22 protein-coding genes are annotated in these 18,388 nt (G+C 41.3%); 9 read left to right on the plus strand and 13 right to left on the minus strand.

Going from position 1 to position 18,388, the window contains the following annotated elements:
* Positions 1 to 17: 17 nt before the first annotated feature.
* The 8 genes from EKM93_RS01105 to rsmG all read right to left on the minus strand — a co-directional run bounded on the left by EKM93_RS01105 (position 18) and on the right by rsmG (position 7,300).
* On the minus strand, positions 18 to 629 hold the full coding sequence (locus tag EKM93_RS01105; protein ID WP_125712185.1) for a hypothetical protein: 612 nt from the start codon (positions 627 to 629) through the stop codon (positions 18 to 20).
* A 275-nt stretch (positions 630 to 904) separates the two neighbouring features.
* Positions 905 to 2,383 (minus strand): IMP dehydrogenase, encoded by a 1,479-nt coding sequence (guaB, locus tag EKM93_RS01110; RefSeq protein ID WP_125712187.1) that lies wholly within the window; start codon positions 2,381 to 2,383, stop codon positions 905 to 907.
* A 191-nt stretch (positions 2,384 to 2,574) separates the two neighbouring features.
* Positions 2,575 to 3,348, minus strand: coding sequence for a DUF1129 domain-containing protein (locus EKM93_RS01115; protein ID WP_125712189.1), 774 nt, complete (start codon positions 3,346 to 3,348; stop codon positions 2,575 to 2,577).
* A gap of 28 nt (positions 3,349 to 3,376) precedes the next feature.
* Entirely contained in the window at positions 3,377 to 4,477 is a 1,101-nt protein-coding gene (gene ychF / locus EKM93_RS01120) for a redox-regulated ATPase YchF (protein WP_125712191.1), read from the minus strand.
* A 33-nt stretch (positions 4,478 to 4,510) separates the two neighbouring features.
* A complete protein-coding gene (locus EKM93_RS01125; protein WP_125712192.1) occupies positions 4,511 to 4,759 on the minus strand; it encodes a DUF951 domain-containing protein in 249 nt (82 codons plus the stop codon).
* 59 nt (positions 4,760 to 4,818) lie between these two features.
* On the minus strand, positions 4,819 to 5,646 hold the full coding sequence (locus tag EKM93_RS01130) for a ParB/RepB/Spo0J family partition protein (RefSeq protein ID WP_376923115.1): 828 nt from the start codon (positions 5,644 to 5,646) through the stop codon (positions 4,819 to 4,821).
* Positions 5,636 to 6,547, minus strand: a complete 912-nt coding sequence (gene noc, locus EKM93_RS01135; RefSeq protein ID WP_125712196.1) for a nucleoid occlusion protein — start codon at positions 6,545 to 6,547, stop codon at positions 5,636 to 5,638. Before noc ends, EKM93_RS01130 begins: the two co-directional genes overlap by 11 nt.
* Before the next feature lie 15 nt (positions 6,548 to 6,562).
* Positions 6,563 to 7,300, minus strand: coding sequence for a 16S rRNA (guanine(527)-N(7))-methyltransferase RsmG (gene rsmG / locus EKM93_RS01140; RefSeq protein WP_125712198.1), 738 nt, complete (start codon positions 7,298 to 7,300; stop codon positions 6,563 to 6,565).
* A 171-nt stretch (positions 7,301 to 7,471) separates the two neighbouring features.
* Between rsmG and EKM93_RS01145 the strand changes: the two genes are divergently transcribed.
* From EKM93_RS01145 to EKM93_RS01155, 3 genes are all read left to right on the plus strand, one after another.
* Positions 7,472 to 7,849 carry a hypothetical protein gene (locus EKM93_RS01145; protein WP_125712200.1) on the plus strand — a complete coding sequence of 126 codons (378 nt, stop codon included), beginning with the start codon at positions 7,472 to 7,474 and terminating at the stop codon, positions 7,847 to 7,849.
* A 95-nt stretch (positions 7,850 to 7,944) separates the two neighbouring features.
* The gene (locus tag EKM93_RS01150; protein WP_125712202.1) at positions 7,945 to 8,442 is read left to right on the plus strand and encodes a CvpA family protein; all 498 of its coding nucleotides are present in this window, start codon (positions 7,945 to 7,947) and stop codon (positions 8,440 to 8,442) included.
* Positions 8,443 to 8,506: 64 nt separating this feature from the next.
* Entirely contained in the window at positions 8,507 to 9,190 is a 684-nt protein-coding gene (locus EKM93_RS01155) for a type 1 glutamine amidotransferase (protein ID WP_125712346.1), read from the plus strand.
* Here the strand turns inward: EKM93_RS01155 and EKM93_RS01160 are convergent.
* Positions 9,182 to 9,706 (minus strand): GNAT family N-acetyltransferase, encoded by a 525-nt coding sequence (locus EKM93_RS01160; protein ID WP_164506952.1) that lies wholly within the window; start codon positions 9,704 to 9,706, stop codon positions 9,182 to 9,184. The genes EKM93_RS01155 and EKM93_RS01160 overlap by 9 nt on opposite strands.
* 303 nt (positions 9,707 to 10,009) lie before the next feature.
* On the opposite strand from EKM93_RS01160, the gene rpmG reads away from it, so the two are divergent.
* Positions 10,010 to 10,159: a 50S ribosomal protein L33 gene (gene rpmG / locus EKM93_RS01165; RefSeq protein ID WP_125712205.1), complete on the plus strand. Its 150-nt coding sequence runs from the start codon at positions 10,010 to 10,012 to the stop codon at positions 10,157 to 10,159.
* A 55-nt stretch (positions 10,160 to 10,214) separates the two neighbouring features.
* On the opposite strand, the gene EKM93_RS13465 is transcribed toward rpmG, so the two are convergent.
* Entirely contained in the window at positions 10,215 to 10,376 is a 162-nt protein-coding gene (locus EKM93_RS13465) for a hypothetical protein (protein ID WP_164506953.1), read from the minus strand.
* A 255-nt stretch (positions 10,377 to 10,631) separates the two neighbouring features.
* Between EKM93_RS13465 and EKM93_RS01170 the strand changes: the two genes are divergently transcribed.
* Positions 10,632 to 11,249: a carbonic anhydrase family protein gene (locus EKM93_RS01170; RefSeq protein WP_125712206.1), complete on the plus strand. Its 618-nt coding sequence runs from the start codon at positions 10,632 to 10,634 to the stop codon at positions 11,247 to 11,249.
* Here EKM93_RS01170 and EKM93_RS01175 read toward each other — a convergent pair.
* The gene (locus tag EKM93_RS01175) at positions 11,241 to 12,044 is read right to left on the minus strand and encodes a hypothetical protein (RefSeq protein WP_125712209.1); all 804 of its coding nucleotides are present in this window, start codon (positions 12,042 to 12,044) and stop codon (positions 11,241 to 11,243) included. The genes EKM93_RS01170 and EKM93_RS01175 overlap by 9 nt on opposite strands.
* A gap of 91 nt (positions 12,045 to 12,135) precedes the next feature.
* Between EKM93_RS01175 and EKM93_RS01180 the strand changes: the two genes are divergently transcribed.
* On the plus strand, positions 12,136 to 13,056 hold the full coding sequence (locus EKM93_RS01180; protein WP_125712211.1) for a cation diffusion facilitator family transporter: 921 nt from the start codon (positions 12,136 to 12,138) through the stop codon (positions 13,054 to 13,056).
* A 272-nt stretch (positions 13,057 to 13,328) separates the two neighbouring features.
* Positions 13,329 to 13,874 carry an AAA family ATPase gene (locus tag EKM93_RS01185; protein ID WP_125712213.1) on the plus strand — a complete coding sequence of 182 codons (546 nt, stop codon included), beginning with the start codon at positions 13,329 to 13,331 and terminating at the stop codon, positions 13,872 to 13,874.
* Positions 13,875 to 14,433: 559 nt separating this feature from the next.
* Here the strand turns inward: EKM93_RS01185 and EKM93_RS01190 are convergent.
* Both EKM93_RS01190 and EKM93_RS01195 read right to left on the minus strand, forming a co-directional pair.
* Positions 14,434 to 15,282 (minus strand): aldo/keto reductase, encoded by an 849-nt coding sequence (locus tag EKM93_RS01190; RefSeq protein WP_125712215.1) that lies wholly within the window; start codon positions 15,280 to 15,282, stop codon positions 14,434 to 14,436.
* The gene (locus tag EKM93_RS01195) at positions 15,245 to 15,640 is read right to left on the minus strand and encodes a hypothetical protein (protein ID WP_125712217.1); all 396 of its coding nucleotides are present in this window, start codon (positions 15,638 to 15,640) and stop codon (positions 15,245 to 15,247) included. Before EKM93_RS01195 ends, EKM93_RS01190 begins: the two co-directional genes overlap by 38 nt.
* Positions 15,641 to 15,873: 233 nt before the next feature.
* Between EKM93_RS01195 and EKM93_RS01200 the strand changes: the two genes are divergently transcribed.
* Positions 15,874 to 17,313 (plus strand): cytochrome ubiquinol oxidase subunit I, encoded by a 1,440-nt coding sequence (locus EKM93_RS01200; RefSeq protein WP_125712219.1) that lies wholly within the window; start codon positions 15,874 to 15,876, stop codon positions 17,311 to 17,313.
* Positions 17,310 to 18,311: a cytochrome d ubiquinol oxidase subunit II gene (gene cydB, locus EKM93_RS01205; protein WP_125712221.1), complete on the plus strand. Its 1,002-nt coding sequence runs from the start codon at positions 17,310 to 17,312 to the stop codon at positions 18,309 to 18,311. The genes EKM93_RS01200 and cydB overlap by 4 nt, the downstream gene beginning before the upstream one ends.
* Positions 18,312 to 18,388: the final 77 nt, after the last annotated feature.

Raw genomic sequence — 18,388 nt, forward strand, 5'->3', positions numbered from 1 at the left:
ACTAAAAAGTTAATATATTATTTTCCTTGAACAATTGTCCCATCTGCTAAAACATAATAGATCGCAATCGTACTCCGACCATTATCCCGGCCAATATTTACTTGATAAGCCGTTTGCCCTTGTACCGTGGACGTATCTATATAACCATAAATCTTTTCATCATCCGCCGTACTAGGATATTGACTACCTACCTGTTGTTCTAAATATGTAACCGCTTGATCGCCACTTGTAATCTTAGCCGAACTAACCGCCGCACTGCTACTAGACTGCGCCGCACTACCCGTCTGATCATTTGACTCAGACTGTTTTGCAGACGTTGTCATAGATTGCTCAGAACTATACATATTCTGGGACTCAGATTTTGACTTAGATTTAGATTTTGACTTAGATTTAGATTTGGCCTTAGATTTAGATTTTGCCTTGGCCCTAGACTCAGATTTAGACGCCTTAAGTCGTGCCGCCTTTTTGGAACTACTAATAGAACTCGACTTAGACGCACTATCCTGACTAGATGACGCATTATTATTATGACAAGCACCTAATAACAACACCGCGCTTAAAACCAAACCCAAAGCACCCAACCTAAAAGCAACCCGCCGCATACGTTTAAATCCATCCTTTGAAGCCATAAAACACCTCCTACAAACCCCGTCTCGCCTAAAGCAAAACAGCAATCATAAAAATAACAGCATTGTGACGAATATTTATTCATTACAATTCATAATAATAATACACCATCAATATTACGTAGGAAGAAAAATAACATTACAAAACCGTTACGAATCAGAGCGCGAAATAAAACCAACCGCAAGCCCACAAAAAATAGAGGCCGCATCAAAAGTAATTTTTGACACAACCTCTACGCTTATATTTAATTTAAACCCATATGCGTTTGCACGCTAGTCTATCTACTATAGTTAGGCGCTTCTTTGGTAATTTGAACATCATGGGGATGTGATTCTTTCAAACCAGCACCGGTAATCCGAACAAATTGAGCATTGTCTTGCAAGTCATAAATCGTCTTAGCACCAACATAACCCATCCCTGAACGTAAACCACCATCCATTTGATAGATCACATCTGCCAATTTGCCTTTATACGCGACCCGGCCCTCAATACCTTCAGGCACCAGCTTATCCGCTTCATTCACGCCACTTTGGAAGTAACGATCCGAAGAACCATGGGACATCGCTGCTAAGCTACCCATCCCACGATAAGTCTTGAATCGACGACCTTGATAAATTTCAAATTCGCCAGGCGCTTCATCCGTCCCAGCTAACATACTACCTAGCATGACAGCCGTACCGCCAGCAGCCAAAGCCTTAACAATATCGCCGGAATATTTAATCCCGCCGTCCGCAATAATGGCCTTGCCCCGCTGACGGGCTACAGAAGCCGCATCATAAATGGCCGTAACTTGAGGTACACCAACACCAGCAACAATTCTTGTGGTACAAATTGAACCTGGGCCGATCCCAACTTTGACAACATCTACCCCAGCATCAAACAACGCCGCTGTACCTTCAGCAGTTGCCACATTGCCGGCAATTAATGTGGCACTTGGAAATTGTGCTCTGATTTCCGTAATCTTACGTAAAACTCCAGCAGAATGCCCATGGGCCGTATCAATAATAATCGCATCTGCACCAGCATCTAATAAAGCTTGTGCCCGTTCAAAAGTATCGCTGGTTACCCCAACAGCCGCCGCAACCAGTAACCGGCCGTGACTATCTTTAGCTGCATCTGGATATTGTTTGACATTTTCAATATCCTTAATCGTAATTAAGCCGCTCAAACGACCCGCATCATCTACTAAAGGTAACTTTTCAATCCGATGCTGCTGCAAAATAACCTCAGCCTCATCTAAAGACGTCCCCACTGGTGCAGTCACCAACTGTTCCGCCGTCATTACATTCTTGATCACTTCATCGTTATTAGAAACAAACCGCAAATCCCGGTTCGTCACGATACCGATCAACAACCGATTATCCTGGTTATCGACAATTGGCACCCCGCTAATACGGTATTTAGCCATCAAAGCTTCCGCATCCCGGACTGGCCGCTCAGCCGTTAAGAAGAACGGATCGCTAATAACACCACTTTCAGAACGTTTCACTTGTTGCACTTGATCCGCCTGTTGGGCAATACTCATATTTTTGTGAACGACACCCATGCCACCTTGACGCGCCATAGCAATTGCCATTTTCGCTTCAGTGACGGTATCCATGCTGGCACTTAAAATTGGGACATTAAGCTTAATATTTTCCGCGAGTTGTACTGATAAATTAACATCGTGCGGCAAAACATGACTTTCTGCTGGAACCAATAACACATCATCGAACGTTAAACCTTCTTTTTGAAACTTTGTGTCCCAATTTGACATTGTATAGAAGCCTCCATTAATTGTTTGTTGATTAATATATAAAAAAAAGAGAGAACAGTCAAGGCTCTCTCTAAACAAAAAAACAAATAATTAGTTTGATAACATAAAAAAATATGTGATTTTTTATACAAACAACGAACAAAATCTATTATTAGAAATATCTCATTCGTCTCTAACATGCTAAGCCAAATTTACGCTTTGTTCCGAGGTGCCCCCGTTGGCCCAAAGATATTGCCCTTGATCCCGTAACGCCGACGGATATAAAACCGAATTCCAAACAGCGCAACAGCCACCACAATATCGACCACGGCAGGTAATACCGGATTGATCACATCTGGCAGAATTAAGCCGACGCTGACCAACAAGAACATCGCCGCCATAATACCAACAAATAACAAAATTAATTTCCAAATCGCCAAACGCTGTTCTTTAGGCGCAGAAATCTTCTCTTGGACAAAAGCCAAGCCGCCACCAGCGACCGTCGTAATCAAAATCAAAGAAAGCAGTCCAAAACTCTTTAACTGCTGCGGATCCCGATTCTTGGCCGTATACATTGAAAGGGCCGCAAAAGCGAACATGAAAATCGCAAACAATAGAATCGAATCTAGTGCTTTCACCCAAAAAGTAAGTTTTTTAGGTGGTTCTGGCGCATTCACAATACTATTTGCCTTAGCTACCGGCGGACCGTAAAGTTGCGTTGCCGGTTGGCCTTTATGTTGAGCCACAATGATTTCAGGCAAGATTTTTTCTAAAGTTGCCACTTGTTTTTCTTCCGGCATACCGCCGTCTGACAAAGCTTTGCGGAAGCGGAAAACATATTCCCGATTACGTTTCGTTAATGCTGCAAATTGTTCATCTAAGGAGCCATCTAACGCCTTTTGAATGGTAACTTCCTTTTTTTCTTGAACGGCTTTAGCATGTTTTTGATGCTCTGCTGCGGCCGCATTTCTTTCTCTATTATCCAATTTTTCACCCTACTTTATTGAATTTGTCTTAGACATTAAATCTAAATTCGATGATATCGCCATCTTGAACGAGATAATCTTTACCTTCTACACGTAACTTACCGGCTTCTTTAATGGCCTGTTGACTGCCTAAAGCATCCAAGTCAGCAAAAGACATCACTTCAGCCCGAATGAAACCACGTTCAAAATCTGAATGAATAATCCCGGCAACTTGCGGTGCCTTCATCCCTTGTTTAAACGTCCAAGCACGGGTTTCCTTGCCCCCGGCTGTAAAGAAGGTGGCTAAGCCTAACAAGTGATAAGAAGCCCGAATTAAACGATCTAACCCAGATTCACTAACACCTTCAGCTTCTAAAAAGTCTTTTTTATCTTCATCATCTAATTCCGCAATTTCTTCTTCCGTCCGGGCAGAAATTGCAATAGATTCCGCATTTTCTTTGGCCGCAAAATCTTGAATAATTTGATAGTATTCAGATTTTTCTGGTTCTGCCATATCTTCTTCCGCAATGTTAGCTACATAAATCACCGGTTTAGCCGTCAATAAGAACAGCCCTTTGACAATTTTTTGCTCGTCTTCTGAAAAATCAATACTGCGGACATTGCCGCCTTCATCTAACACTGGCTTGATTTTTTTCAGCACTTCAAATTCAGCCATAGCTTCTTTGTCTTTGGTCCGGGCCACTTTTTCTACCCGCGCATAACGCTTATTGACACTCTCTAAATCCGCTAAGCTCAATTCCAAATTAATCGTTTCAATATCATCTAAAGGATCTACTTTACCGGAAACACTGGTAATATTATCATCATCAAAAGCTCGAACGACATGAACAATCGCATCTACTTGACGAATATTTTCTAAAAACTTATTGCCTAAGCCTTCCCCTTTACTAGCACCTTTAACAATGCCGGCAATATCTGTAAATTCAAAGGTTGTTGGAATAATCTTTTTGGCTGGAATTAATGCATCAATCCGTGCCAAACGATGATCGGGCACTTCCACCATCCCCACGTTAGGATCAATCGTCGCAAAGGGATAATTCGCCATTTCGGCCCCTGCTTTTGTAATTGCGTTAAATAAAGTTGATTTGCCCACATTTGGTAAGCCAACGATGCCTGCTGTTAATGCCATTTAAAAAACTCGCTTTCTTTATAAAATTAAGAATTATAATAATTGATCTGGTCGAGGCCGATTCAAAACATCTTGATAATTTGATTCGTCTGCTTGAACATCAGCTGCTGAAACTAAGACTGCTTTTATCTTCTTTTGAAACTCTTTACGGGGCATCATAATCAAGTGCCCACAGCCGAGACATTTGATTCGAATATCCATGCCCATTCGCAGAATTTCCCAACGATTGGTCCCACAGGCATGCGGTTTTTTCATCGAAACAATATCGCCTAATTCAAACATTGCCATCCTCCTTAAAATATCTACAATTAGCATAAAACAAAATAAGTTATAATACTATATTAATCTAATGAAAACCCCAGTATTTCTAAAATCCGGTTTAAGTCGGTCATGGATGTATAGTCGATCTCTAATTTACCGTGGCCTTGCTTTTCGCCGGTAATCGTCACCTTAGTCCCAAATTTTTCAGCCAACTGCGCTTCAGTTGTTTGCGTAAACGTGGATTTAACCGGCATGGCCGCCTTAGTTTTAGGCTGCTGGTTCGCCTCAGCCACTAAATCTTCCAACTGTCGCACCGTCAACGCTTCTTTAACCGTCCTTTTAGCCAGTGCGGTAATCTTTGGTTTATCTTTTAAAGCCAATAAAGTTCGCGCCTGCCCCATCGTCAGCTGCCGCGTCTGCACCAACTGCTTAACCGGCACCGGAAGCGTCAGCAACCGCAAATAATTGGCAATATAAGGCCGACTTTTACCTAACCGCTGTGACACTTGCGCCTGCGTCAAATTCAATCGCTGGATCAACGTTTCATACGCCTGAGCCTCTTCAATCGGATTCAAATTTTCCCGCTGCAAGTTTTCTAAAACCGCCACTTCCATCATCGCCGCCTCATCTAACGGCCGAATGATTGCCGGTACCGTCGTCTTGCCCGCCAATTCACTGGCCCGAACCCGACGTTCACCTGCAATAATTTCATAACCTTGAATGCTCTGCCGCACAATAATCGGTTGAAAAACCCCACTGGCCTGAATAGACGCACTCAGCTCTTGTAACGCCTCTGGTTCAAAAACATGCCGCGGTTGATAAGGATTCGGCCGTAGTTCCTGGATGGGCAGCTGTACAACGGCTTCTTTTGGGTCCTGAGCCATCTGCGCATCCCCTTTATTTATCAATTTTAACCGTCAAACTGTAAACATCTTTGGCATCGTTTTCCTCAATTTTCAAATCAACCCCAGCTTCTTGAATCATCGCCAAAGACTGCCGCAACGTGTTAATCGCCAATTTGGGGTCTTTAGACCGGCCGCTAATTTTACGCTTAGCCGATTTTGGCGGTTGCACGGTCTTTGATTTTTTCGATTTAGCCCCAGTGGCTTCAGGTTTTTCAACAGCCATTGGCGCTGTGTCACTTTTTGGCTCTGGATTTTGTAATGTATAAATTGCCTGTTCGGTATCTTTAACCGTTAAGTGCTCACTCAAAATTTTGTGCAAAATAATCTGTTGATCAATCTCATTTACCCGTAACAATGCCCGGCCGTGACGTTCAGAAATTTCGCCGTTAATAATCGCCTCTTGAATCGTATCCGGTAGCTTTAACAAGCGTAATTTATTGGCAATAAACGACTGACTTTTACCCACTGCTTGGGCCAGCTGGGTTTGCGTCATTGTATCTTGGGACAGTAAACTTTGATAAGCCTGGGCTTCTTCAATGGGAGATAACGCTTCCCGCTGTAAATTTTCAATCAACGCCATCGCCGCCGTTTCATTATCATCTAAATTATCAATAATTGCGGGTACTTGTGACCAAGCCAACTTTTTCACCGCCCGAAAACGGCGCTCGCCGGCAATAATCTCATATTGGCCTGCGGCGTATTCTCGAACCACAATCGGTTGTAATAAGCCATGGGCGGCAATCGTTTCCGCCAACTCATTGATACTGTCTGCTTTAAAAACTTTTCTTGGTTGATAACGATTCGGAATAATTGCGGCAACCGCAATTTCTCGAACTTGATTGGTTACATTATCCGCAGTTTCTTGCGTTTTTTTCTTCTTATTAAAAAATGAAGACAGTGCCATAAGCCACCTCCTAACTTATTTAATCAATGGTTTCTTGACTGGTGTCCCAGCTTTTCTTGGATAAACTTTTGGTGTTTCTTTTTTCTTTTGAATCAAAATTAAATCCCGTTGTTCCGTTGTGTCAGGTAAGCTGAATGCCTTCTCTGCCACAACTTTACCGCCTAGTGTAGCGATCGCATAACGGCTGTTTTCTAATTCTTGTGGCCCCTTTTGGCCCTTCAAAGCTAAGAAATAGCCATCTAACTTCGTATAAGGCAGGCAGAATTCCGCAAGGACTGGTAATTGCGCCACAGCCCGGCTTAATACGATATCAAACGCCCCACGCATCGGTTGCTTTGGCTTTGCAAAATCTTCCGCTCGGCCGTGGACCAAATCCACATCCCGCAATTCTAAAAGCTTGGTTAATTCATCTAAAAAACTGATCCGTTTATTTAAAGAATCAATAATCGTGACATTTAACCCGGGACATAAAATTTTTAACGGAATTGATGGGAAACCGGCACCGGCCCCCACATCACAAATCGTCGCTTGCGTATTGGCATTAAATACCTCTGGAAAATAAAGATAAGGCGTGATGGAGTCATAAAAATGCTTCAAATAAACCCCAGCTTCATCGGTGATGGACGTGAGATTGACCTGTTCGTTACGGGCGACCAGTAATTTGAAATAAGCTTCAAACTGTGCCAGCTGCGTAACGGTTAAACGAATCTGATAATTATCTAAAAGTGTTTTTTGAAATATTTCCGGGGACATAACGTGCTTTCGGCCTCCAATTTTAGTTTCATAAGTTGTTTTTGTGCATACATTAAATTACTTTAAACTATCTCATTGTCGGTTGCAACTCACATTTGCAGTAAATTCTTGACCAATTCCAATTTCAAACCTATCATATAGGTAAATTATAATTACAAAGGAAGCCCTATTATGAAACTCACTGGAAAAGAAATTGTCTATGATGAGGATTTAACCGACGCCCAAGTTGACGAACTCCATCAACACTATCTTGAAATTTGGGATGCCTTAAAACAATTCGAATTCAAAAATGCGGACAGACAGCTGCAAGTACTCTATCAAGAACCGGACAATACGGCGACCTATGAAGCGGCTTTTTTCACTTTACAAGTCAGACACTTTAACGACCGTTTCCACTTTGACGAATATAATATTATCATCAATAATAAAAGTACCTTTAACGACAGTGATGACGAAAGCGTCATTGAACTGGCCAAGTTTGATGACTGGGCTGCGTTAACTAAAAGCGTTTTGGACGCCGCTAAAGCTTGGGTGGCTGAAATCAAATAAAGCCCCAGCTCAGACTACGCCCTAAGATTGATGTATTCTCATATATAACTTGATACAATAATGACAGCAAACTCGCTAGAAAGGAATGGCATGAGATGCTGTCATTTTTAATTATAATTTTTTTAATCGCCGCTTTTGGTCGCGGCTGGCACCAAGGCTTTACCAAACAGCTAATTATTTCACTGGGCGGCCTAGCCGTTTTCTTCATTGCTTGGCGCTATAATGACACCCTAAGCCAAAGTATTGGCCGTTTCATCACAACCTTTAACAACAATTATACGGTGAATCATATTAACAATATCATCAGCTTTTATTTGATTATAATTGTGGGTAATATTTTGATCTTTTCTTTAGCCAAAGCGTCCAGAACCATCACTTGGCTCCCCGTGATTAAACAAACAAATGCCCTGGCTGGCGGCTTATTAGCACTACTATTCGCCTACATTGGTATCTTCATTATTTTGTGGACCTTCACCTTACTGCCATTTGATAATCTGCATAACCTAGTGACAAATTCCCAATTAGCCCAGTGGATTACCCAGCAAACGCCACTCTTAACGGAACGCTTAATTGAAAGTTTATTCCACCTCTAAAACTAAAACATGCTAAAATAGAGGAATACTTTTTATAACTGCAGGAGGTCTCACGGACGTGGACTTGAAAAAAGAACCCATTCAAATTGCTTACCTATATGAAGACTTAATGAATACTTATGGCGATAGCGGCGATGTCAAAATTTTGCGCTACTTCTTAGAAAAAGAAGGCTATCAGGTTAATGTCGTCAACGTCAGTCTGGAAGACACCTTTGATGCTGATGATTTTGACTTTCTGTTTTTTGGCGGCGGCCAAGACTTCGAACAAACGGTAGTTGCTAAAGATTTATTACGGCATAAAGCAACCATTCAAGCCTACATTGAAGCAGGCCATCCCATGTTAGCTATTTGTGGTGGCTACCAATTTCTAGGTACGTATTACAAAACATCCAGTGGCGTGACCATTGAAGGCTTAGATATTTTGCCACTGCACACCATTTTTAAACCGGACAAACGGATGATTGGCGATACCGAATTTGAAACCGCCTTTGGAACGGCCAAAGCCTTTGAAAACCACAGCGGACAGACCTTTTTTGACGATCCAAAATTAAAGCCTTTGGGCAAAGTGATTCAAGGCTATGGCAACCACCCGGAAGCCGGCGTTGAAGGCTTACACTACAAAAATACCATCGGCAGTTATGCCCATGGCCCGATTTTGAAAAATCAAAATATTGCTAAAGCGATTATGGCCCTGATTATCCAGCGCCATGAAGCAAGATTAACTGCCCCAACAACGGCGCTAAGTTAAATCCGACTTCAAAAAACTATAAATGGCAATGTCTTCATACTGGCCGTCAACCACTAAAAAGGCCCGTAAAATACCTTCTAATTGAAATCCCAGTCGTTCAGCAACTTGGCGGCTGGGATTATTTGTGGCCGCAAGTCTGATTTCCAGTCGATTTAAATGTAATTCTTCAAATAAAATCTTTACCAGCACTGACACACAAGCCGTCATAATTCCTTGATGTTGATAGTCACGGTCTAACCAGTAGCCAAACTCACCCCGTCGGTTTTTGGTGTCAATGTTATGCAAATCTAAGCTGCCCACCACTTCATCATCCACCAAAATCACCGTATTATAAGCCTGACCAATAATTTCTTTGGCCAGCCGATCTCTAACAAAATCCGTCATATCTTCTGGCAGCATGTGCCCATATTCTGGCAGCGCTGCTCGATTCTTTTGAATCAGCGCATAAAGCGGCTGGGCATCTCGGATACTAAGCTTGCGTAATTTTACGTGTTCATTCACCACTGCTTGAAACATACTATGCCCCCTTTTTAAACTAAAATGTACAGTAACAGTGTACCTTAGATGCACAAAGGGTGTCATCTCTAAATTATGACTCGCTATTTTAAAATTAATATCCGTTTTTAAGTGCAACGCAAATCAAATCAGCCCTCAAATACCAACTTCGCACTATAATCAAAGAACAATTTAAGTAAATAATTTATTTTAATTCGTTTTTTGCGTTAAACCTAAAAAATGTGTATAATAGGCGTATTGACTTTTTCCAAAAATCATGTAGATTTTTAAGGGTAACGAATATAATAAAGGAGCGAATTTAAAGTGCGTAATAACATCATCTTAGAACATAAAGAATCCGGCGAACGTTTATATTTAACTTCTAAAAACAAACGTAACACACCAGATCGTTTATCTTTACGTAAGTATTCTCCAAAACTACGTAAACACGTCATCTTTACTGAAACTAAATAATTTCAGTTTTGACTTAAAAAGGCCGTTCAGAATTTTTATTCTGGACTGGCCTTTTTTAATTTGACTTTATAAAAATATACCACCCTAAACAACTGACATAAATCAAAGCCACAATACCCACAAACTTTAGCCGATCGCCAATAAACACAAACAATGCCGGCCCCACAACAATAAACAAATAACTGATTTCTAAAATTAATTTTTGTCTTGGCTTCATTAATTAAGTAGCCTCTTTAGCACAAAAAATAGCTGTTATTTTTATTTTTAAATTAGCTATACCACGAATTATAAAAAATAGAAATCAAATTGTTCGCAAGTTTTCCCAAAAAAGATGATAATTAAAAACACTGTAAAAAGTGTCTTAATTATCATCTTTTTTGTTAAAAACCCTTTCATTATGATTACGAAAGGACTAAACTCTAGGTGACTAAAAGTTTTTTGCTCACCTAAAAAAAAATAAGGAGTTCAAAAAATGTATCGTTATGACGCCCAACAAAATTGGTCGCATATCAGCGGTCAACAGCAATCCCCCATCAACATTACAACACATCACCGTCAGCTGATTGCTACTCGGCCGACGTTTACCACTTATCAGTTAACCAAAATTCAAAATCTTGGTTTTAAACTGTCCCTCAGCGGCCACGGGCAAGCGACTTTACAACAGCGCCCAGGCCAATGGCAGGAATTGCATTTCCATTATCCCAGTGAGCATCACTTTGACGACCAAGCCGCTGCCTTAGAAGCCCATTTTGTCCATCAGTTTAAAAACGGCCAAAAAGCAGTTGTTGGTGTTTTATTTCAATTGGGTGCCCCAAATCCGGTGCTGCAGCAAATTTTAACCCAAGTTCCTCCCCAGGCGCAAAGTCAAACCACTGCGATCACGGTTACGGATTGGTTGACAAACACTGCTTATTATCATTATATGGGCTCTTTAACTACGCCGCCAATTATTGAAGGCATTGAATGGTACTTGGCGCAACAGCTGCAGACCGTTAGTCCCCAGCAATTAACCCAGTTTCAACAATTTTTTGCCAAAAATAATCGCGATATCCAGCCGTTAAATGACCGGGCCATTTTTAAGCTAGATTAAGCCGTTAAAGCCGGCACTAATCCGCAACATACGCCGGGCCGCTGTGGTCCGTAAATAATGCACATCCAAATTACCTTTAAAGCGTAAACGATCTAGGGCATCACAGTCTTTAAACAAGTGCAAAAGCCGTAACCGGCGCTGGGCTGCCCGATCGTTGTAGCGTTCTTTGAAATCGGTTTCAGCTTGGGTATCTTCCAAGCTGTGATACCGCATCAAATCCAGCATCACCCGAACATCATTGGCCCGTAGTTCCGGCATTGGATAGTTACTTTGTGAATTCAAGAGCACCATTGATTGTAACGTAAACGCTTCTGTGAATGTTTCGATCGGTACGGCTTCACTTAAATGGTAATGGTCATACAACCGGGCCACGCTTTGTGCGCCATGATCCGGTGCAACGTCCGCATTCACCCGCCCAATATCGTGGAAACAGGCGGTTAATAATAAAATCAAGGCATCTTTTTCATCTAATTGTTCAATACTATTCATAATGGCACAAAAATGCAGCACGTGTTGGACATGCCGTAAGCTGTGGTTGCGGATTTTATTTTTATGCCAGAAATCAAAAATACGATCATCCTGCAAAAAATATTGATTCAACGCCACATCCCATTGCCATTGAGGCTCTGAACGCAACTGCGTTAAAAAGGTTTGATCGTATTGTACATAAGTTACAGGTTCGCCGGAATCAATCTTACAATCAAAGGCTTTTAGACCATCAGAAGTTAACCATTCTATCGGTTTAATGCCGTCATCAGTCCAACTTTGGTGGGCAGCACAAAATAATTCTGTCATTTTTAACGCTCCTTATTGTTTTTAATTTAGTTACATGGTATCATCAGTATATACATATGAGCAAACATTCATATGTAAGAGGAGGCATATAATGGAACATAGTCACGAACCACACACCCATGCACCACATAATCATAGTCATTCTGTAAAAATTAATAACGCATTTAAAATCGGTATTTTTCTAAACCTTGCTTTTGTTCTCGTTGAAGGCGGTTTCGGATTTGCGGCGAATGCGGTTTCACTTGTGGCCGATGCCGGCCATAACTTAAGTGACGTCTTAGGCCTATTGGTTTCTTGGATCGCCATTGTCCTAAGCCGTAAATTGCGGACGAGTACTATGTCTTACGGATATAAGCGGTCATCTATTTTAGCCGCATTATTCAACGCCGTATTCTTACTCGCAGCCATTGCTATCATTGTTGTTGAGGCCATTCAACGGTTGCAAAATCCACAGCCCGTTGCCGAAAACAGCATGATTATTGTGGCCACAATTGGGATTTTGATCAATGGTTTTACCGCTTTCTTATTCATGAAGGATCAAAAAGAAGATTTAAACGTCAAAGGTGCTTTCTTGCATATGGCCGCTGATACCGGTGTTTCCATCGGGGTTGTTTTAGCCGCTATTATTATGAAATTCACCGGCTGGCTCTGGTTAGATCCTGCATTTAGTTTGGTCATCGCCGTTGTCATTTTAATCGGAACTTGGGGTCTGTTGAGAGATTCTGTGAAACTTTCTTTAGACGCCGTTCCAGACAGTGTTGATTTAGATGAAGTGCAGACTTTCATCAATGCACAGCCAACTGTAACGAGCAGCCATGACTTGCATGTCTGGGCGCTTAGTACGACTGAAAACGCATTGACGGTGCATATCTGCCGCGATACAATGGCGGACAATAATGCCTTCATCAAGCAGTTAGATCACGATTTAACCGAGAACTTCAAGTTAAATCATACCACGATTCAAGTCGAAGATGGTCGAATCGTTAACGAATCTTGCGATAGCTGTATATAATTTCTTTTTCACCCCAGTTGAGACTAAGTCAAAAGCTATTTTTGACTTAGTTTCTTCGTCTTTAGTCCTACATATTCTAAAAGTCTTCATTAAAAGAAAATAGGCACCTAACGCTCAGTGCTTTATTTGCCAAGTCCAAATTTATTGCGGTAGTTCTCATAAATGCATGATAGTGTAAAATCACGCTAGTTTGCGCGCTTTGTTTGCAAACAGCTGTAAAACCTTTTAAACTTATAGTAAGCACTAAAATTACATTTCGCGGAGGCTTTTTTATGAATATCGCCCTAATTGGACCACATGGCGTTGGCAAGACAGTACTGGGCAAACCTGCCGCCAAAGCTACGAAGCTCACCTATTATTCCCTGGATACGGCGCGCAGCCAGTATTTCATCAAATATGGCTATGATCCTAGACAGGCCGAACAATATATCCGACAAAACAATATGATTGCCCTATTCCAATATTGGAAGCCGTTTGCCATTCAGGCGATTCAAGAAATTATGCCCGCCAAAAATGATTGTCTTTTTGATTTAGGCGCTAGTTTTATCGTCTCCCCTACTGTGGCAGAAATTGCAGAATTACAGAACTTGGCTAAAGTTAATAATACCAAATTAATCTTAGTTTTGCCCTCTGATAATTTAGAAATTTCTAAGCGGGTTTTAACGAAGCAAGGTATCTATAACGAACTAACGGAACACTTTTTAGATAACTATGAACACTATCAAATTACCGACCACATTTTCTTCACCGATGGCTACACCACCGATGAAAATATTCAACGTTTAATTCGATTAATTCATCGGTTAAAGGCATTTTAATAAAGAGGCTAGATCAAAATTATTTTTGATCTAGCCTCTTTTTATAGTGATAAGCCAAAAGTGGATTTATGTTGGTTTTCTAAAACGCGTTCCAAGCTACTGACAATTTACATAACTACGCCTTACTCACAAGCCAAGTTCGGGCTTATGTCGTAAGTCTAGGTTATGCGCATTGTCAAAACCGTAGCTTGTCACGCTCTGGCTCTAAAACGCGTTCACCAACACTGATTTCTACATATAACTACGCTTTGTTGCTAGTCGCAAGCGACTATCTGCCAAACCTAGGTTATATTGCGAAATCAACCCGTGTTGGTTCACGCTCTGCTTCTGAAACGCATTCACTAGAGCAAAGCGCTCACCTAACTACGAATCTCTTGCGTGTCTATCGACACCCTGCGAGATTCTAGGTTAGTACTCGAGGCTTTCCCGCTCTAGTTCACGCTCTGGGTTTGAAACGCGTTCCAAAAGACTGATTTTTGCGCTTAGCTACGTCTAACTTGTAAGCAAAGCCCGCTCACGGCGTTAGCCTAGGCTATGCTCAAAATCAACCCGTCTTTTGTCACGCTCTGCTTGTTTCAACGAGCCATTCGGTGTCGTAAGGGTCGCGGCCGCTACGTTCATTGGTGTCGATGGCTTCAATTTTTGCCATTTCGTTTTTAGAGAGTTTAAAATCAAAGATTTCTATGTTTTCTTTTATTCGGTTTTCATGAATGGACTTTGGAATGACGATTTCATTGCGTTGTACATGCCAGCGCAAAACAACTTGGGCGACGGTTTTGTCATGGGCTTTGGCAATTTCCGTCAATACTGGATCTTCCAATAAGCCTGATTTACCTTGTCCTAAAGGGCCCCAAGCTTCATGATAAATACTGTGTTCTGTCAAAAATTTATTTAAGTCTTTTTGCTGGAAATAAGGATGGGTTTCTACTTGGTCTACCATTGGTGTGATTGCGGTTTTAGACATCAAATCATTTAAATGTTCGATTTCAAAATTAGATACGCCAATCGCTCTTATTTTATTCAAGCCGTACAGTTCTTCCATTGCTTGCCAAGATTCAACATACCCCGGTGCCGGCCAATGAATTAAGTACAGATCCAAGTAATCTAGCTGCAAGCGCTGCAAAGTTTCATTAAATGCCTGCTTTGTTTCATCATAACCCCGCACAGAATTCCACAGCTTAGAGGTAATAAATAAATCGCTTCTAGGAATACCGCTTTCGGCAATGGCTTCGCCAACTAAGGCTTCGTTACCATAAAAAGCAGCGGTATCAATCATGCGATAGCCCGCATCCAAAGCCCATTTAACAGCATTTTTTACTTCTGTGGCCTTTGTGACTTTAAAAACGCCCAAACCTAATTGGGGCATGGACTTACCGTTCGCTAATAACACGTTTGGAATCTTTTGCATCTATAAAACCTCCATCTGAATTCGATTGTTGCTGGACATCTAACCAAATACGGTGATAAATATTGCGGTTTTCTGCTTGCCACCACCTTTTTAAAAACCAAAAGTCGTGGAGCATCCAGATTAAATTAATCACCAATAATAAGTACCACGTAAACCAGCCTACTGCCAGGGCAAAGACAAAGCTTACAGACATGATAATACCCTTGGTGTAGTGTTTTAAGTAATAATGGTAGCCCCCAAATAAACCAGTGAGCACCCAAAGCCAATAAAGTTTTGCTTTACGGCGTTTTTGTTTTTTATACTTGCGTTTTAATGTGTACTGTTGATCAAGGGTCAACTTTTTTGTTTCTGATTTCACAGACGCCACCTCATTAATTATTTTATCATATTGCTTATAATTATGTTGTCTGTAATTTAGTTTCACTTTATTACCGCTGTCAGCGCTGATTCAATAGGTTTTATCAAAAATAAAAAAATTAATTTCCAGATTAGAGTAGTTATTAGTTGCTATTAAACTTGCTAGTGGGCTACAATGATGTTAGTTACTAGAAATTATTACTGTTTCACAAACTATTTTAGGGGGGTTTTAATATGGCGTTGATGAGTATTGGCGTTTTATCGCTAGCCCGATGGCAATTTGCGATGACAACAGTATTTCATTTCTTCTTTGTACCGTTTTCCATAGGGATGGCCTTTGTCGTGGCCCTCATGGAGACAATGTATGTTGTCAAGAAAAACGAAGTCTACAAGAAGATGGCGCAGTTTTGGGGTAAGATCTTCTTACTCAGTTTTGCTGTCGGTGTCGTCACAGGTATTATTCAAGAATTTCAATTTGGGATGAACTGGTCTAATTATTCAAGATTCATGGGAGATATTTTTGGGGCCCCATTAGCAATTGAAGCCTTATTAGCGTTCTTCATGGAATCTGTCTTCATCGGTATCTGGATGTTCACTTGGAATCGCTTCAAGCCAAAGACGCACGTTATCTTTATTTGGCTGACAATGTTAGGTTCCATGCTTTCCGCAATTTGGATTTTGGCAGCCAACAGCTTCATGCAACATCCAACTGGCTTTGCAATTAATGCCAGCACTGGACGTGTTAAAATGACAAGCTTTGGGGCAATTGTCAGCAATCCGCAACTATGGAATGTGTTCCCACACGTTATTACCGGGGCTATTTTAACGGCCGCAACGGTTGTAACTGGGATCGCTGCTTTTGGCTTACTTAGAAAACACAGCAATCACTTCTTCAAAAAATCTATGCGCGTTGGTCTTTGGGTTATGCTATTCTCTGGAATCGCTGTCATTATTGCTGGTGACTTCCAGACACAACGGATTATTCAAGATCAACCAATGAAATTCGCAGCAACTGAAGGGCTCTACAAAGATACCGGTAAGTCTGCAGATTGGACGGTCATTGGTACTTTTGATACCGATAAACACGAAGTCAAAAGTTCCATTGAAATTCCAAAAGCTTTAAGTATTCTAGCTTATCATAAGACAACTGGGAGTGTTCAAGGGATGAATTCCTTGAACAAAGAATTCCACGCAAAATATGATAAGAAATATGGGTCTGATATGAATTACTATGTACCGGTCAAGACGTTATTCTGGAGCTTCAGAGTGATGGCTGGCGGCTCAGCATTACTGCTGCTGTTAGCAATTATCGGCTTGGCTATGACCGGTAAAAATAGCAAGATCGAAAACAGACGGGGCTTCTTATGGATTTTGGGGATCGCAACTTACACCCCATTTGTCTTTAACTCCGCTGGTTGGTTCATTACTGAATTCGGTCGTTATCCTTGGTTAGTTTACGGCTTACAAACCATTGCTGATGGGGTTTCTCCAACAACAACCGTTGGTCAGATGTGGTTTACAAATATCGTTTACTTCTTAATGTTCTCATTAATGGGTGCCATTATGGTCTTCTACTCTAGAAAGATCATGATCAAAGGCCCAGACAACTTGGATATGGCTTACGGCAAGAGTGCCGATTCTGATCCGTTTAGTAAGGAGGCGTTTGGGGCATGACCGCTTTACAACTATTATGGTTCATTTTAATCTGTGTTCTATTTATTGGCTTCTTCTTCCTGGAAGGCTTTGACTTCGGTGTAGGGATGTCCACACGTCTATTGGCTAGAGATGACGATGAACGTGAAGCATTAATCGCCACCATCGGCCCACACTGGGATGGTAATGAAGTTTGGCTGATCACTGCTGGTGGGGCAATGTTTGCCTCCTTCCCACTTTGGTACGCCAGCCTATTTTCTGGTTACTATATTCTCTTATTCTTAACCCTAGTTGCCTTAATCTTTAGAGGTGTTTCGTTTGAATTTTCTGCTAACGCAGATACTGCAGGCGGCCGTCGCTTCTGGTATTGGGCATTATGTATCGGTAGTACTGTGGCACCATTCTTATTAGGGATGATGTTCACCAGTTTGATTCAAGGCTTGCCAATGGACGGCAAAGGTGATATCTACGCTGGCTTCTTAGATAATGTTAACTTATTATCTATCGTTGGTGGGATTGCCGTAACCTTACTTTGCTTAATCCACGGCTTAAACTTTATCCGGTTAAAAATTGACGGCAACATGCGCCGCCGGGCTAGAAATTTAGTTGAAAAACTTTATTACGTGCTCTTTGCCGGTGAAATTGCCTTTGTTATCTTATTAGCAATCTTCACGGACTTCTTCCAACTTCGGACCTTGTCCACATGGATCATCTTAATCATTATCGTGGCACTTTCAGCAATTTCCATGTACGGGGCATTTGCCGACCGCGAAGGCATTTCCTTTATTACCAGCGGTTTGACTTTAGGGGCAATCGTTGTCCTCTTATTCAACGGCCTCTTCCCACGGGTTCTAATTGCTGACAATCCAGCCAACAGTTTATTGATTAAAGATGCCGCTGCATCACCTTATACTTTAAAAATTATGACAATCGTGGCTTGTATCCTATTGCCAATTATGCTGATTTACTTCATTTGGACATTCTTTGTCTTCAAACGTCGCGTTAAATCTAAAGCTTAATTCTTAATTAAACACGAAACAATTAACCACGCATCTTAAGAGCGGCTGGTAACAAAGCATATATCGTTTTGTTGCGG

It is taken from the genome of Agrilactobacillus yilanensis, assembly GCF_003946725.1.
In the GTDB taxonomy this organism is placed as follows: domain Bacteria; phylum Bacillota; class Bacilli; order Lactobacillales; family Lactobacillaceae; genus Agrilactobacillus; species Agrilactobacillus yilanensis.